Genomic DNA, 14,826 nt, shown 5'->3' on the forward strand with positions numbered 1-14,826 from the left:
ACGAGCTAGTACAACCGGGTAAAACTGTAACGTTCCAAGCTGGCAAGAACATGAAGCTGGTACAAAACGGTCAAACCTTCACTTACGAAACTCAAGACGAAGTTGAGTTCACCAGCGTACAATTCGGTGTGGACGGTCCGAAGATCACTAACGTAGGTGGCAACATCAACGTTGGCGATGTAAACGGCGCTCCTGTGAAGATCACTGGCGTGGCAGATGGCGACATCGGCCCTGATTCGAACGATGCAATCAACGGTAGCCAGCTATACTGGGCAACTGCTGCATCTAAGACCGAAGTACGCGCAGGCACCAACGTAGCGAACGTAACGCAAACTGTAGGCGAAAACGGTCAGTCTATCTACACCGTGAACGCTGAAGGTACGAACGTGAAAGCAGGCAGCGACAACGTTACTGTAACTCACGGTCAGCGTGATGGCGATAACGATGTAACTTACACCGTTGACATTGCCAAAGATCTGGTACTAGACAGCGTTACCACTGGTGATGCAACTCTAGACGGTAAAGGTCTAAGCATTGTAGGCGGCCCAAGCATCACGGTTGACGGCATTGACGCAGGCGGTAAGACCATCTCTGGTGTTAAAGCTGGCGTGAATCCTGATGATGCAGTGAACGTAAGTCAGTTGACCCAAGCTGTGAACGGTGCGAAGAGCACAGTATCTTCTGCTGACGATTCAGTAACGGTGCGTGAATCTGTACATCCTGCTACAGGCGCAACCAACTATGACTTGTCTGTGAAGACTGATGGCACTACCATCACCAGCGTACCGGGTGCAGGCTTGACCGTGAACACCACACCGCTAGTTGTGGGTGAAGACGGTAAAGTGATTGTTCCGACTGACGAGAATGCTGGTAAGTTGCCAACCGCTGGCGACGTTGCGAACGCAATCAACAGCTCTAGCTTCACGTTGACCGCTCAAGGTGAAAATGGTTCTAAAGTTCAGCCGGGTTCTACTGTTGATATGAACAACACTGATGGCAACATCGTGATCAGCAAGACACCTGACAGCAACAATGTAACCTACAACTTGGCTAACGACCTGAAAGTGAACACTGTGAAGGTTGGCGGCGAGAATGGTCCTACCATCGGTGCTGACGAAGAAGGCAATGTCCGTATTGGCGACAACAACGGCGAGCCAGTTCGTATCACCAACGTAGCACCGGGTGTTGACGGCACTGATGCTGTGAACGTGAACCAGTTGAAAGACTTCGCTGGCAACATCAACAACCGCATCAGCGGTGTGGCTGATGACGCAAATGCTGGCGTATCGTCTGCAATGGCGATGGCTGCCTTGCCACAAGCCTATATCCCGGGCAAATCTATGCTGACTGGTGGTATGGCGACATACAACGGTGAAAGCGCTGTTGCAGTGGGCTTCTCGAAGCTAAGCGACAACGGACGCTGGGTACTGAAGATGTCAGGTTCTGCGGATAGCCAAGGCAACGCAGGCGCGGCAATCGGTGCAGGCTTCCACTTCTAAGCCGTAGTTAATCCCTTGAAATCCTGTGGTCGTAATGACTGCAGGATTTCCCAAATTTCTTATTATTGTTATTTCCTTTTATTTTAAGGATTAAAAAATGAAAAAAATTACCGCATTATCAGCGTTGTCTGTTGCTGTATTGGCGACAACAGGCTGTATGGGTGTTAAGCAAGTAAGCCAAAACATCAGCGAGCATGGCACCATCGCCGCTGAAGACATCTATTTCCCAAAACTAGATGACGCATGGCAAAAAGATGGTCAATTCCCAAACCGTGAAAACCTATCAAAAATCCGCTCTGGCGTGGCAAAAGATGAGCTGTATCAGCTGATTGGTCGTCCACATTTCAACGAGTCAAATCGTGCGCGTGAGTGGGACTATATCCTAAAATTCCACAAGCCTGACAATTCTGTACAAGTTTGCCAATACAAGGTAATCTTTGACAAAGACTTCTTGGGTCGTGAGTTCTACTGGCTACCAGCTGAGTGCGCCAAATACGCACAACTGCCAGAGCCACCAGCGCCTGTAACCATCATCAACGAAGCGCCAAAAGCACCACAATTGATCGTAAACGAGCGCATCAACCTAGAAGCGGACGCATTGTTCAAGTTTGATAAGTACAAGCTAGAAGATATGCTACCAGCTGGCCGTGCGAAACTTGATGAGTTGGCGGTGAAATTGCTAGACTGGCAAAGCCGTGGCGACAGCCGCATTCAGTTGGTGGGTCATACTGACCGTTATGGCAGCGAAGCGTACAACCAAACGCTATCAGAGCGCCGTGCGCAAACCGTTCGTAGCTACCTAATCACCAAAGGCATCAATGCAGCGACCATCACTGCAGCTGGCGCAGGCGAGCTACAGCCATTGCCACACGTTCATTGCGACATCAACGCACCGAAGGCAGAGCAAATCGTGTGCTTGCAACCAAACCGTCGTGTAGAAGTGGCAGTACAAGTGTACGCACGCACTGCAAACGGTATGCAAGAGATCAAGCAAGGTCAAAGCTACGAGAACTTCAACCTAGGTCATTAATTTTTGGTAATCACCAAAAGAGACTAAGTTGTATTCTTGGCAAAACCCCGTATTTTACGGGGTTTTGTTTTTTGTGGGGTGGGGGAGGTATACACAATTCGGAAAAACTATTCGTGATTTAAAAAACTATTTTAAAAATCGTCTATGATGCACGCAAACAACCGTTTTAAAAAAACGTTCGTGATTTAAAAACCGTTCGTGGTGAGCTTGTCGAACCATGGACGGTTTTTAGGCTAAAATCCCACCACGTCCACCCTTCGACAAGCTCAGGGCGAACGGAAAATAAAACCATGGGCGGTTTTTTAGGTTTGAACAATCCGTAAGTTGGGTTAGCGAAGCGTAACCCAACATTCCGAGTGATAAATTATCATCTCATTTGTGGATAAATCTTCCCTTAAACGTTGGGTTTTCGCAAGCTCAACCCAACTTACAAATCCGTAAAAATCTTTCGTGGTTTAAAAAACTGTTCATGATGAACAAAAACCTCTTTAAAAAACCGTTCGCGATTTAAAAACCGTTCGTGGTGAGCTTGTCGAACCATGGGCGGTTTTTTTGGTTTAAATCTCTGCTGGTTTGAGCCTTTGTCAAGTCTAAATCTCTGCCACGTCCACCCTCTGACAAGCTCAGGGCGAACGGAAAAAATTACACCAAATCCACGTCATAAAAAACCCCGCAAAAGCAGGGTTTGTCGTTTAAGTGATTTGGCGCACGCTTAAAATTCGGTAAACGCCAAAATCTCTTTAAACAGTGCTTTTTGCTCTGGGCTTGGTTTGGCGGATTGTAGTGCCATCACGGCTGTCATGTCGCCGTCTACACGGATTTTGCCGGTCATAAAGGCTTCAATCGCAAGGTCTTTATCGCCAGTTTTGATAAGCTGATTAAAAGTATCGCCATCAATGCTGATGGTGCTGATGGCGTTGTCTGCGCTGCCTTGGTGCAGTTTGCCGTCTTTGATGTGTAGGGCGGTGCCGTTGCCATCATCAATGCGTGCGTTGATGATGAGCGTTGCCAATGCTGGCGGTAGGTTGAGATCGCCTGCTTGGGCGTTGGCGGTCGCCACTTGGGCAAACCATGCGTCAGAAAGAAATTTTGCCATAAAAAATCCTTGAATGAATGTGCTTTGTTGCTTAAAAATTGCTGTTTGAAAATTGGTGCTTAAAAGTTGTCAGTTAAAAGCCGTTATTTAAAAGTTGCGCTTTAAAGTTGTCGTTCAAAGCCGCTATTTGAAATTGTCGTTTGCAATGAACGATTGGCGCAAATTGATGATTTACCTATTATAAAGCAAATGCAGGATAAAGCAATTATATGATAGGACGATTACAGCTTTTGTGCGAATGGGGAATATTCTTGCGCCAATGTGTCTGTGATGTGTCAGACGTAGGATAATGGTGGTGAGTGATGTTGCGATGGCAAGGTTGTGATGATAAAGTTGTGATGATAAAGCTGCGACAGTGGGGCAGGGCAGCTGAAATTATCGCTTGATGTGCTGCGTTTTACATACCATTTGTGCCTTTAAGACGGGATTGGCAGGGTGGTGATGGTTGCCGCATTTGGCTTTGTTCTTTGTCAGGCTTACAGCGATTTTGTAATATCTGCAATTTTAATAATAAAACTATATCAAAAAACTAAATTAAAATCCAAGAAAATTACTCAACTTTCGCCCCAAATTTGGGCAAAAAAGTGCTGATTTTGTACAATTTTGCGCAATTATTGAAAAATATTGCCAAAAATTTAGAATATTTTTACAAAATATGGGCTAAAAATTACATTTGTGTTGTATAATATAGGGTGAAAACCCAAGACAATACCACATTTTGAGTGTGGATTTAAATTGTCATTAGGAATTTTTAAAGCGGCCGTCATTCAGATTTGCGATGGTCGTGATGTTAGCCAAGCCAATTTTAAGCCTGCGTTTATCGAGCAAGCAAGCCATACTCTCACCTTTTTAATGCGTTTTGGCGCTAGTTTTGGCGTGAGTAAGACAGCCAAACACAAAAGTGTGGCGCAGCTTTAAGGCAATAAAGCCGGCAAAACAAAGGCATTTGAGCAAGACAAGCGAAACCGACTTGCTCGGCAAATCTAACAAAATAAGCATATCAAAAAAACTAAATAGCGAGTTTGATTGATGTGTTTTGGTTGGCGCACATAAGCCAATCCATGAGCCAAAACACATGAATACACCGCTTAAAAAACAATCGGGCTGCACAGGAAACTATCCAATGAGTCTATCTAAAACAGCACTAGCCCCGCTAAACATTGACCATGAGTATGAAATTACCATTGTGCGTTTTTTCACCATCATGGCGGTTATTTGGGGCATCGTGGGCATGTCGGTCGGTGTGTTCATCGCATCGCAGTTGGCGTGGCCAGCACTAAACTTTGACACTTCTTGGCTGTCTTTTGGACGCCTAAGACCGCTTCACACCAATGCGGTGATTTTCGCATTTGGTGGTTCAGCACTGTTCGCGACTTCGTACTACATCGTTCAGCGCACCTGTAAGACACGTCTTTTCGCACCGTATTTGGCGTGGTTCACTTTCTGGGGCTGGCAAGCAGTCATCGTGGCGGCGGTCATCACCTTGCCACTTGGCTTGACTTCTGCCAAAGAGTATGCCGAGCTAGAATGGCCAATCGACATTTTGATTGCTTTGGTGTGGGTGGCGTACGCCATCGTGTTCTTTGGTACACTGATCAAGCGTAAAACTTCGCACATCTATGTAGCAAACTGGTTCTTTGCTGCGTTCATCATTGCGATTGCTTTGCTTCACATCGTAAACAGCTTTGCGGTGCCAGTGGGTATGTGGAAATCTTACTCGCTATTTGGCGGTGCGACTGATGCGATGGTTCAATGGTGGTACGGTCATAATGCGGTAGGTTTCTACTTGACAGCTGCTTTCCTTGGTATGATGTATTACTTCATTCCTGTGCAAGTGGGTCGTCCTGTGTACTCGTATCGTCTGTCTATCGTTCACTTCTGGGCATTGATTGCTTCTTATATGTGGGCGGGCGGACACCATCTGCATTATTCAGCCTTGCCAGACTGGACTCAGTCTTTGGGTATGGTGTTCTCGTTGATTCTATTCGCACCTTCTTGGGGTGGTATGATTAACGGTGTATTGACACTATCTGGCAGCTGGGATAAATTGCGTACTGACCCGATTATCCGTTTCTTGATTGTGGCATTGTCATTCTATGCGATGAGTACCTTTGAAGGCCCAATGCTGTCAATCAAAGCTGTAAATGCCATCAGCCATAACACCGACTGGACAGTAGGCCACGTTCACTCTGGTGCGCTTGGTTGGGTAGGTATGATTACCATCGGCTCTATCTATGTACTGTTGCCACGCATTTATAACAAGGCAAAAATGTACTCAACAGGGCTAATTACTTTGCACTTCTGGCTTGCTACCACAGGTACGGTACTATACATCGTGGCACTTTGGATCTCTGGTATTACCCAAGGTATGATGTGGCGTGCAACCAACCCAGACGGTACTTTGGCTTATGACTTTATCCAAACCGTTGTGGTATCGCACTGGCCGTTCGTTGTGCGTGCATTGGGTGGTGCTTTGTATGTGGCTGGTATGGTTGTGATGGCTTATAACTGCTACAAGACCATCAAAATGCCAAGTATCCCTGAGCGTAATGCTGAACCTGAAGCAACTACCGCTGAAGGCGACGTTGAACTTGTGAAAGCCTAAGGGGATAATCATGTCAAAAATTACTCATGAATTGGTAGAGAAAAACACAGGTCTGCTTGTCATCTTTATCGTCATCGCCATCAGCTTTGCAACTTTGGTTGAGATCGTACCTTTGATCTTTGACCGCAATGCGCCAGAGCAAGGCGGTGTGAACAAGCCATTGCCAAATATGCGCCCTTGGACAGCGTTAGAGCTAGAAGGTCGTGATATTTATATCCGTGAAGGTTGCCACGTTTGCCACACGCAGATGATTCGTCCTTTGCGTGCGGAAGTGGAGCGTTATGGACCGTACAGCCGCGCGGCTGAGTCAGCATGGGATCACCCATTCTTGTGGGGTTCCAAGCGTACGGGTCCAGACCTTGCCCGTGTTGGCGGTCGTTATTCTGACCAGTGGCACGTTGACCATCTGATCGATCCACGTTCAGTTGTGCCTGATTCTGTGATGCCTGCTTATCCTTGGTTAGCCAAGAACGAAGTGAACGGCGAGAAGATTCAAGCGAAAATGCGTCTATTTAAAGAGCGTTTTGGCTTGCCTTACACAGAAGAAGACATTGAAGCTGCGCCTGACCAAGTTCAAGGTGCGACCGAGCTTGACGCTGTGGTTGCGTACTTGCAACAGCTGGGCATCGCAATGCAAGGTCAACGCTAATGAATTGGGGCGTTTTGCATAGTATAGCGACGGTGGCGGCATTCATCGCCTTTGTCGCCATCGCTTGGTGGGCATATTCACCAAAGAATAAAAAACGCTTTGAAGAAGACGCACAACTTGCGCTTGATGATTCGCAATTATCATCGCACAAGCGCACTAAGGATATACAATGAGCTTTTTTTGGAGTTCTTGGATTACCGTCCTATCACTTGGCTGCTGGCTATTTATTTTCGGCGTGCTGATGTGGACACTAAAATCCAAACCTGTCTTAGAAGAAGACGGAACAACAGGTCATGAATACGATGGTATTCGTGAATACGACAAGCCACTACCAAAGTGGTGGTTGGTTATCTTTTTTGGTACGATGATTTGGGGTTTGGGCTATTTCGTGCTATTCCCTTCAATCCAGCCAGATTCTTGGAAAGGTATCACTACCGTAGAAGTTGATGGCGAGCAAGTGCCTTGGACATCAGAAAATGAGCTAAACAGCCAGCTACAAGCCAACAACAAAGTTTTCATCGAAAGCTTTGAAGGCATCTTGGCAACTGCAGGCGCAGAAGGTGCAGTTCCTGTCTTGGCGAAGCTAAACGCGCTAGACGCTGAACAACGCACCAGCGAAAAGCCAGCCGATGTACAATCAAAAATTGACGAGCAGCTAAAAGCGCTTGCACCATTTGTAGATAAGTTGGCAAATGACCCAGAAGCACAAAAAGTGGGCAACCGTCTGTTCCTACAAAACTGTGCGCTGTGCCACGGCTCAAACGCTAAAGGTTCTTTGGGTTATCCAGATTTGACCGACAACGATTGGCTGTATGGCGGCGAAGCGGACAATATCCTAACTTCTATCCATAATGGTCGTGTGGGCGCAATGCCAGAGCAGCAAGGCGTGCTTGGTGAGTCAGGCGTGCGTGCAGTGGCTGAATATGTGCTGTCATTGTCTGGCAACCAAAACGGCTATGAGCTAAACCAAGAGCAAGTAAACCAAGGTAAAACCATCTTTGACACCACTTGTACCATGTGCCACGGTCAAGACGGTAAAGGCATGCAAGCTGTTGGTGCGCCAAACCTAACAGACGACATCTGGCTGTTTGGTGGCGATCGTGAAACGATTCAAACCACAGTTCGTCATGGTCGTTCGGGCGTGATGCCAGAATGGGCAACTAAACTTGGTAATGAGCGTGTGATGCTATTGGCAGCTTATGTGCGTTCATTGTCGCAAAACCCAGCGGAATAAAGAGCAGCCAAACGGCTTATCTTACCGCACACAAACCCTCAACTTAAGTTGGGGGTTTTGTTTTGGAAGGTTGGTTTTGAGTAGCTTGTAAGTTGAATTGGTGTCAGCGTAAGTTGAGTTAGCGAAGCACAACCCAACATTTTGAAAGTGAGCCACCGAATTTGTTGGGTTTTCGCAAGCTTAATCCAACTTACTTATCGTTATTTAATTCAAATTATAAATTGATTTCGGTGGTGGGTTTGTAGATTGGGTTAGTGAGGCGTAACCCAGCATTCTATTCAAAAAACCGTCCAAAAACCGTTCGTGATTTAAAATCTGTTCGAGTCGTGCCTAAAAATCCGTTCGAGGCATGCCAAAAACCGTTCGTGGTGAGCCTGTCGAACCATGACGGTTTTTGGGTTAAAACCTTTCATTGGTTCACCCTTCGACAAGCTCAGGGCGAACGGTAGGGTGTACAAGCTCAGGCAGGGGCGTGGGTTGGTTTGGCGATGGTATTTGTAAGTTGAGTTAGCGAAGCGCAACCCAACATTTCATAAGACAAATTTAATCCGAAACGCTGGGTTTTCACTTCATTCAGCCTAACCTACATACCACCCCTAAATTTAAACTAAAACCAATCACCTAAATTGGTGATAATCTGTAGGGCAGGTTGGCATTAGCGCAACCCAACATTGTGCAATGACCAGCCGTCATCTTACACAAGTCAATAAAAAACTCAGCCTGAATACACAAGCTGAGTTTTTGTCAATCATGCTAAATTATCGGCAGAATACTTCAGCGGTGCGCGGTGTGTAAATACCCAAAGTAACTAAGCCAAGCAAGATGTCTTTTGGTTGCTGACTGCTTGAAACTTTTGCTACCTTGTCAGCGCCGTTACATACTTCAGCGGCGTCGATGGTTTTTTGCTGACCAATGCCAGAGACGTAAAAACTCTGAGATTTGCTGTAGGCTGCAGTTTGTGGGGCGTTGTTCAGTTTTGGGCTGCTGTTCACAAGTGCGGTTTGGGTTGCGCAGCCGCTAAGCAGTAGGGCTGCACCAAGTGTTGCCATGATAGATTTGGTTGTTTTCATATAAATCCCTTATTTGCAGTAAACTTTCATTTGGCGTGGCGTGTAAATGCCGCTAGAAACATAGCCTAGCAGTGCGTTCATCGGTGTCAGTTTGGTTTCTACTTTTGCGATTTGAGCGGTACTGCCACAAATTTCGGCAGCGTTTACTTCTTGCTCTTGACCTAAACCAGCCACAAAGAAAGTCTGTCCTTTGTCATAAGTTGGGGTTTCTTGATGTGCGCTGTTTGGCGACAAAAGATAGGTTTGGGTAGCGCAGCCTGTTAGGCTTGCCAAAGCGATGGCGAATGTGCCTGCCAGCGCAAGTTTTTTCATTGGTTGTTTCATAATTTCTCCATGTTTATAAACCAATCTCAATCGGTGTAAAGGCACTGATTTTTGGCGCAATAAAGTTACAAAAGATCAATAAACCTTTTGCTTTTGTAACTTTTATTGATTATAAATGACTATAATTTAATCAGTCAAGTTATTTTTAGTATTTTATAACAAAATGAATTTTACAATCAATCTAAAATTAGCAACAATAAAGGATTGATAAAAAGGGTGCTTTGGTACAACTTTATTTCGTTATTTAATTTAAATTATAAATTGATTTCAGCGGTGGGTTTGTTGGTTGGGTTAGTGAAGCGTAACCTAGCATTCTATTTAAAAAACTGTCCAAAAACCGTTCTTGATTTAAAATCCGTTCAAGGCGTGCCTAAAAAACCGTTCGTGGTGAGCTTGTCGAACCATGGGCGGTTTTTAGGTTAAAATCTTTCATTAGTCCACCCTTCGACAAGCTCAGGGCGAACGGAAAAATCACATCAAGCCCAATTAATATTTTAAAAACCACCCACCAAACAAAAAACAGCGCACCATGTGGTACGCTGTTGTTATGAGTTGGTATAAATTACGCCTTGACCGCCTTTTGGTTTTCGGCATAGATGGCGGCTTGTAGCCAAATGTTGGCTTGGATATAGTCATGCACTTGGATTTTGGCGGTGTCGTCATTGCTGACGGCGGCGATACGCACCACCAAAGGGTCAGCATCAGGCTCACGCAAGATGACCGTGTCAAACAGCGTGATGTCTTTGCCATAAAATTCGGTGTGGCTGATGCCCAGCACTTGTCCTTGGCACCACGCTTCGTCCTCTTGACCGAAAGTTTCGCCAAACAGATAAATGCAGCTGTGCCCAAGATTGATTTCTACAGGTGCAAGTTCGGTGTTGTCGGTAGGTTGCCACGCACGGATACGCTCGTCAATGTCGTCAGGGACGTTGCCGCCATTTGCCGACACGATATCATTAAAGGCACGATGATAGCGAATGGCGTCTGGATCTTCCACCAAAATGCTTTCGTCTTGGTTGCTTGGGGCGATGTGATATGCCCATGCGCTAAAATTAACGAAATAATCTTTTGGCGTGCGGTATTCACCACGATTGACGGCGTACAGCTGATCGAAGGCGTAAATCACCGCACCGTCTTTGGTTTTAAAACGTAAAATCGCATCGCTCGTGGCATCGCAGCGAATGACACGCTCAATTTGGCAGGTTGTGCCATAAGGGCTGTTTACCGCTGGAAAAGCATTGATAAAAGCTTGCGGTTTGCCGTCTTGCATGGCAAGAATTTGCTTGATGTGGCATGAATCATTGCCAGCAAGTAAGATTTTATTACTGTCCATGCGATTTGCCGCAAGCCCTGTTGGTAAGGTGGCGGTGTCAATCATTTTTTGCAGCCAAGCAGGCACGTCTTCTGCGATGTCATTGGTTAAAATCGCCCAATGATCGCCGTGGCTGGCGTTTTTATCGCACGGCAAATCCACCTTAGTGGGCGCAACTTCGTGCTTGTAGGTATAGCGTAACGTAGTCATGAGAACTTTGTGTGTTGTAATTGTGTGGATTGGGATTTCCCAACGGTGTCATTTCCCCTTTGATATAGGGGAAAAATCCTAAAAATCAAGTCAAGCGCCCAAAAACTTGGCAAAAATTTATCAAAATCATGCCGATAAAGCGTCTTTGCTGCGGCTTTGTGCGAGTTTTACACAAAATATTCGCCAAAAATGTGCGCAAATGGTGTAAACTAACAAGTTTATTTGCCAAAAAATAGGAAGTAAGATGTTTCGTCCGCTGGCGTTATTTATTGGACTTAGATACACCAAAGCCGAGCGTAAAAACGGCTTTATTTCGTTCATTTCTTTTATTTCTATGGCAGGGCTGACCATTGGTGTGGCGGCGCTGATTACCGTACTTTCAGTGATGAATGGCTTTGACCGTGAGCTAAAAAGCCGTATTCTTGGCATGGTGCCACAAGCCACCGTGTCGTCTTATGGGATTTTGCCCGATTGGCGTGAGCTTGCCAAAGAGATTGAAGCGAAGGATAAAGACGTGGAAGCGACCGCGCCTTTTATTCAGCTGCAAGGCATGCTGACGGTCAATGGGCAGGTGTCTGGCGTGGCGGTGTCTGGCATTGAGCCTGAATACGAAAAGCGTGTGTCTATCATTGATGAGCATATCACCGCAGGCAGTCTTGATGACTTAAAGGCAGGCGAATTTGGCATTGTGCTGGGCGAGAGTATGGTGCAGTCTTTGGGTGTGCAGGTGGGCGATAAAGTTACGCTGGTTTTGCCTGAAGCGTCGCCATCGGCAGCTGGGGTCATTCCAAGGTTTAAGCGATTCACGCTGGTGGGTACGTTTAAAATCAGCCCAGAGATTGATAGCCTAGTTGGCTATGTGCAAATGCGAGACGCTGGCGTGATGCTGCGTTTGCCAGAAGGGGCGCAGGGCATTCGTATGCGTATGCATGACATTTTTAAAGCGCCGCACGCTGCTGTGAGTGCTGCCCAGCTTGACCCACAGCGACTGTTTGCTGATAACTGGACGAACACGCACGGCAATCTGTTTAGCGCCATTCAGATGGAAAAAGCGATGATTGGCTTGCTTTTGTTTTTGATTGTGATTGTGGCGGCGTTTAATATCGTGTCCAGCCTTGTCATGCTGGTAACGGATAAAAAGCCAGACATTGCGATTTTAAAAACTTTTGGCGCATCACCAAAACTTATCATGCAAGTATTTATGGTGCAAGGCATGATTATTGGTGTGATTGGTACGGTGCTAGGGACGGTGCTGGGCGTAACGCTGGCTTTGACGGTGAATGACATTTTGGTGTTTGTCAGCAAGGTGTTTGGTGTGAGTTTGTTTGATGGCAGCGTGTATTTTGTGGACTTTTTGCCATCACAAGTGAAAGTGGGTGATGTACTGCTCATTGTCGGTGCGTCTTTTGTGCTGTCGTTTGTGATGACGATTTATCCTGCGCTGCGTGCTTCACGCATTCAGCCAGCGCAGACGCTGCGTTATGAATGATGTGATTTTCACTGAGCGTCAGCCAAGCCAAATCATCAGACAAATATCTAAAATTACAACAAAACAGGATAAATGATGGACATCATTTTACAAGCCAAAAACATCAGCAAAACCTACAACGAAGGCAAAATCAGCACCAGCGTGCTAAACGGCTTGGATTTAAGCGTGCGTGCTGGCGAACGTGTGGCGATTGTGGGAACGAGCGGCTCTGGCAAGTCTACGCTGCTGCATTTATTGGGCGGACTAGACACGCCCACCACAGGCGAAGTGTGGCTAAAAGGCGTGTGCCTAAATCAGCTGAATGAGACGGCGCGCGGTGAGCTGCGCAACCAGCATTTGGGATTTATTTATCAATTCCATCATCTGTTGGCGGAATTTAGCGCCACCGAAAATGTTGCCATGCCGCTACTGATGCGCAATGATGTGTCTATCAGTGAAGCAAAAGCGCGCGCAAATGCGCTGCTTGAAAAAGTGGGGCTGTCGCACCGAATGCACCACAGACCCAGCGAGCTGTCTGGCGGTGAGCGTCAGCGTGTGGCGATTGCGCGTGCGCTGGTTACTAATCCTGCGCTGATTTTGGCGGACGAACCGACTGGCAATCTGGACGATGACAACGCACGCGCGGTGTTTGATTTGTTGTCAGAATTACAAAGCACACTGGGAACGGCACTGCTCATGGTAACGCATGACCGTAATTTGGCGGCGATGGCGGACAGACAGCTGGAAATGAAAAGCGGTCAGTGGGTGAATGCGTGAGCTGCTTTTGGGTGGTTGATTGAAAATTGGCGATGGGTTAAGTTTGCAAATATTGATTTGCTAAAACGGCTAAGTTTGTCAATTTTAAAATCCGTTTATTAAAGTAAAGCTAGTTTGCTCAAATCACTGATAAATCGCACGTCAAAATAATAAAATCCGCCAAGCAAGACTGTTTGGCGGATTTTTAATTAAATGCTGTTTGAATAAAGACAAGCGATTGAATTAAATGGAAAAATCATCATCGGCTTGGCTTTGTTGTTCGCGGGCTTTATGTCCTTTTTGTAGGGTGAATTTGGGAGCGTTGGCGTTGTAGCCTGAGCGTTTGCGCCATTCTGCCACGATGTAATATTGCCACACCACACGAAAAATTACACCAGCCAAAATACTGGTGGCGATTGCGCAAATCACCAAACCCACCACAAAGGCGTGCAAAGAAAATAGCTTGTGATCTGCCAGTGGGTTGATGCCATGCCCAGTCAGCCACAGCGTTAAATCCGCCAAAATCCGCCCAACCGTACGAATGCCAAGCAGCGGCTCGCCCAAAATCAGCGCGCCCACCGAATAAGCCACCCAAAACACAGGAATGGTGGTCAAAGGATTGGTAATCCACGTCAAAGCGACCGACATCGGCACATTGGCACGCAAAATCAGCGCACCGATGATGGCAAGCGGCATTTGCCCCGGCAAAGGAAAAAAGGCGCACAGCACACCGATATACACGCCACGCACCAGCGAGCTGCGGTTCATGTGCCATAGGCGTGGGTCAGCCAAAAACGGCGCAAGCCAGCCAACGAAGCGGCTTTCACGCAGTTTTTCAGGTGTAGGCAGCCAGTTTTTGAGTTTTTGTTTGGGCATTTTAAAATAAGGAACAGCGAACAAAAGGGCAAAATACAAAACGGTATTTTAAACTCGCTATTATAGCAAATTTTTGCTGGTTAGGATATATCCCAGATACAACTAAGATACAATCTGGAGAGAAAGTGATTACAAATGAGGTTGGTGAAGGTGGGTTTTGGTGGGGTGGTGGGTTGGGTTAATGAAGCGTAAGTTAGGTTTTGGTGTATTGTAAGTTGGATTAGCGTCAGCATAACCCAACATTTCAAGCGATAAACCAAATCTAAAACGTTGGGTTTTCGCAAGCTCGACCCAACTTGCACCCACCCAGAAACCCAAACCGCTCAAAAACCCTTCGCGATTTAAAAAAAACCGTTCGTGGTGAGCTTGTCGAACTATGGGCGGTTTTTTAATCTTTCAACAGGTCAAAATCTTTACCAGTTCAACCCTTCGACAAGCTCAGGACGAACGGAAAGTTGCTAACAAATTTAAGGTGAACGGCAGGGCGCAAGCTCAAGACGAACGGAAAAAATCACATTAAATCCAAAAACGTTGAGTTGGCGTTCTGCCGTAAGTTGGGTTTTCGCAAGCTCAACCCAACCTTGTATCTTCCCCAACCCCAATCAGGTAAAATAACAACGTATTATTTTACCGCCAGCATGGTTTGTAAATTGCACCCAACCTAAGTGTTTGAACACTGCTTTGTAGAAAAAACAGC

14 protein-coding genes are annotated in these 14,826 nt (G+C 46.3%); 9 read left to right on the forward strand and 5 right to left on the reverse strand.

Annotated features, from left to right (window positions below; translation table 11 throughout):
• Both B0181_RS00005 and B0181_RS00010 read left to right on the forward strand, forming a co-directional pair.
• A partial coding sequence (locus B0181_RS00005) for a YadA family autotransporter adhesin (protein ID WP_211276059.1) occupies positions 1 to 1,499 on the forward strand: 1,499 nt, incomplete at its 5' end.
• Positions 1,500 to 1,596: 97 nt separating this feature from the next.
• Positions 1,597 to 2,529: an OmpA family protein gene (locus tag B0181_RS00010; RefSeq protein ID WP_078275449.1), complete on the forward strand. Its 933-nt coding sequence runs from the start codon at positions 1,597 to 1,599 to the stop codon at positions 2,527 to 2,529.
• A 712-nt stretch (positions 2,530 to 3,241) separates the two neighbouring features.
• On the opposite strand, the gene B0181_RS00015 is transcribed toward B0181_RS00010, so the two are convergent.
• The gene (locus B0181_RS00015; RefSeq protein ID WP_078275450.1) at positions 3,242 to 3,625 is read right to left on the reverse strand and encodes an SCP2 sterol-binding domain-containing protein; all 384 of its coding nucleotides are present in this window, start codon (positions 3,623 to 3,625) and stop codon (positions 3,242 to 3,244) included.
• A gap of 735 nt (positions 3,626 to 4,360) precedes the next feature.
• Here B0181_RS00015 and B0181_RS11840 point away from each other — a divergent pair.
• From B0181_RS11840 to ccoP, 5 genes are all read left to right on the forward strand, one after another.
• Positions 4,361 to 4,543: a hypothetical protein gene (locus tag B0181_RS11840; RefSeq protein ID WP_143821556.1), complete on the forward strand. Its 183-nt coding sequence runs from the start codon at positions 4,361 to 4,363 to the stop codon at positions 4,541 to 4,543.
• Positions 4,544 to 4,748: 205 nt separating this feature from the next.
• Entirely contained in the window at positions 4,749 to 6,230 is a 1,482-nt protein-coding gene (ccoN, locus tag B0181_RS00025) for a cytochrome-c oxidase, cbb3-type subunit I (RefSeq protein WP_078275452.1), read from the forward strand.
• 10 nt (positions 6,231 to 6,240) lie between these two features.
• Positions 6,241 to 6,879 carry a cytochrome-c oxidase, cbb3-type subunit II gene (gene ccoO, locus B0181_RS00030; protein ID WP_078275453.1) on the forward strand — a complete coding sequence of 213 codons (639 nt, stop codon included), beginning with the start codon at positions 6,241 to 6,243 and terminating at the stop codon, positions 6,877 to 6,879.
• A complete protein-coding gene (locus B0181_RS00035; RefSeq protein WP_078275454.1) occupies positions 6,879 to 7,052 on the forward strand; it encodes a cbb3-type cytochrome oxidase subunit 3 in 174 nt (57 codons plus the stop codon). Before ccoO ends, B0181_RS00035 begins: the two co-directional genes overlap by 1 nt.
• On the forward strand, positions 7,049 to 8,113 hold the full coding sequence (gene ccoP / locus B0181_RS00040; protein WP_078275455.1) for a cytochrome-c oxidase, cbb3-type subunit III: 1,065 nt from the start codon (positions 7,049 to 7,051) through the stop codon (positions 8,111 to 8,113). Before B0181_RS00035 ends, ccoP begins: the two co-directional genes overlap by 4 nt.
• A gap of 758 nt (positions 8,114 to 8,871) precedes the next feature.
• Here ccoP and B0181_RS00045 read toward each other — a convergent pair.
• The 3 genes from B0181_RS00045 to B0181_RS00055 form a co-directional block, all read right to left on the reverse strand.
• Positions 8,872 to 9,183 carry a Bor family protein gene (locus B0181_RS00045; RefSeq protein WP_078275456.1) on the reverse strand — a complete coding sequence of 104 codons (312 nt, stop codon included), beginning with the start codon at positions 9,181 to 9,183 and terminating at the stop codon, positions 8,872 to 8,874.
• Between the two features lie 9 nt (positions 9,184 to 9,192).
• The gene (locus B0181_RS00050; protein WP_245953296.1) at positions 9,193 to 9,507 is read right to left on the reverse strand and encodes a Bor family protein; all 315 of its coding nucleotides are present in this window, start codon (positions 9,505 to 9,507) and stop codon (positions 9,193 to 9,195) included.
• Positions 9,508 to 10,069: 562 nt separating this feature from the next.
• On the reverse strand, positions 10,070 to 11,029 hold the full coding sequence (locus B0181_RS00055; RefSeq protein WP_078275457.1) for a hypothetical protein: 960 nt from the start codon (positions 11,027 to 11,029) through the stop codon (positions 10,070 to 10,072).
• Between the two features lie 244 nt (positions 11,030 to 11,273).
• On the opposite strand from B0181_RS00055, the gene B0181_RS00060 reads away from it, so the two are divergent.
• Both B0181_RS00060 and lolD read left to right on the forward strand, forming a co-directional pair.
• Entirely contained in the window at positions 11,274 to 12,518 is a 1,245-nt protein-coding gene (locus tag B0181_RS00060) for a lipoprotein-releasing ABC transporter permease subunit (RefSeq protein WP_078275458.1), read from the forward strand.
• A 75-nt stretch (positions 12,519 to 12,593) separates the two neighbouring features.
• Positions 12,594 to 13,274 (forward strand): lipoprotein-releasing ABC transporter ATP-binding protein LolD, encoded by a 681-nt coding sequence (gene lolD, locus B0181_RS00065; RefSeq protein ID WP_078275460.1) that lies wholly within the window; start codon positions 12,594 to 12,596, stop codon positions 13,272 to 13,274.
• 222 nt (positions 13,275 to 13,496) lie between these two features.
• Here lolD and B0181_RS00070 read toward each other — a convergent pair whose 3' ends face one another.
• The gene (locus B0181_RS00070; RefSeq protein WP_078275461.1) at positions 13,497 to 14,129 is read right to left on the reverse strand and encodes a DUF2062 domain-containing protein; all 633 of its coding nucleotides are present in this window, start codon (positions 14,127 to 14,129) and stop codon (positions 13,497 to 13,499) included.
• Positions 14,130 to 14,826 lie beyond the last annotated feature (697 nt).

The organism is Moraxella caviae (assembly GCF_002014985.1).
GTDB lineage: Bacteria > Pseudomonadota > Gammaproteobacteria > Pseudomonadales > Moraxellaceae > Moraxella > Moraxella caviae.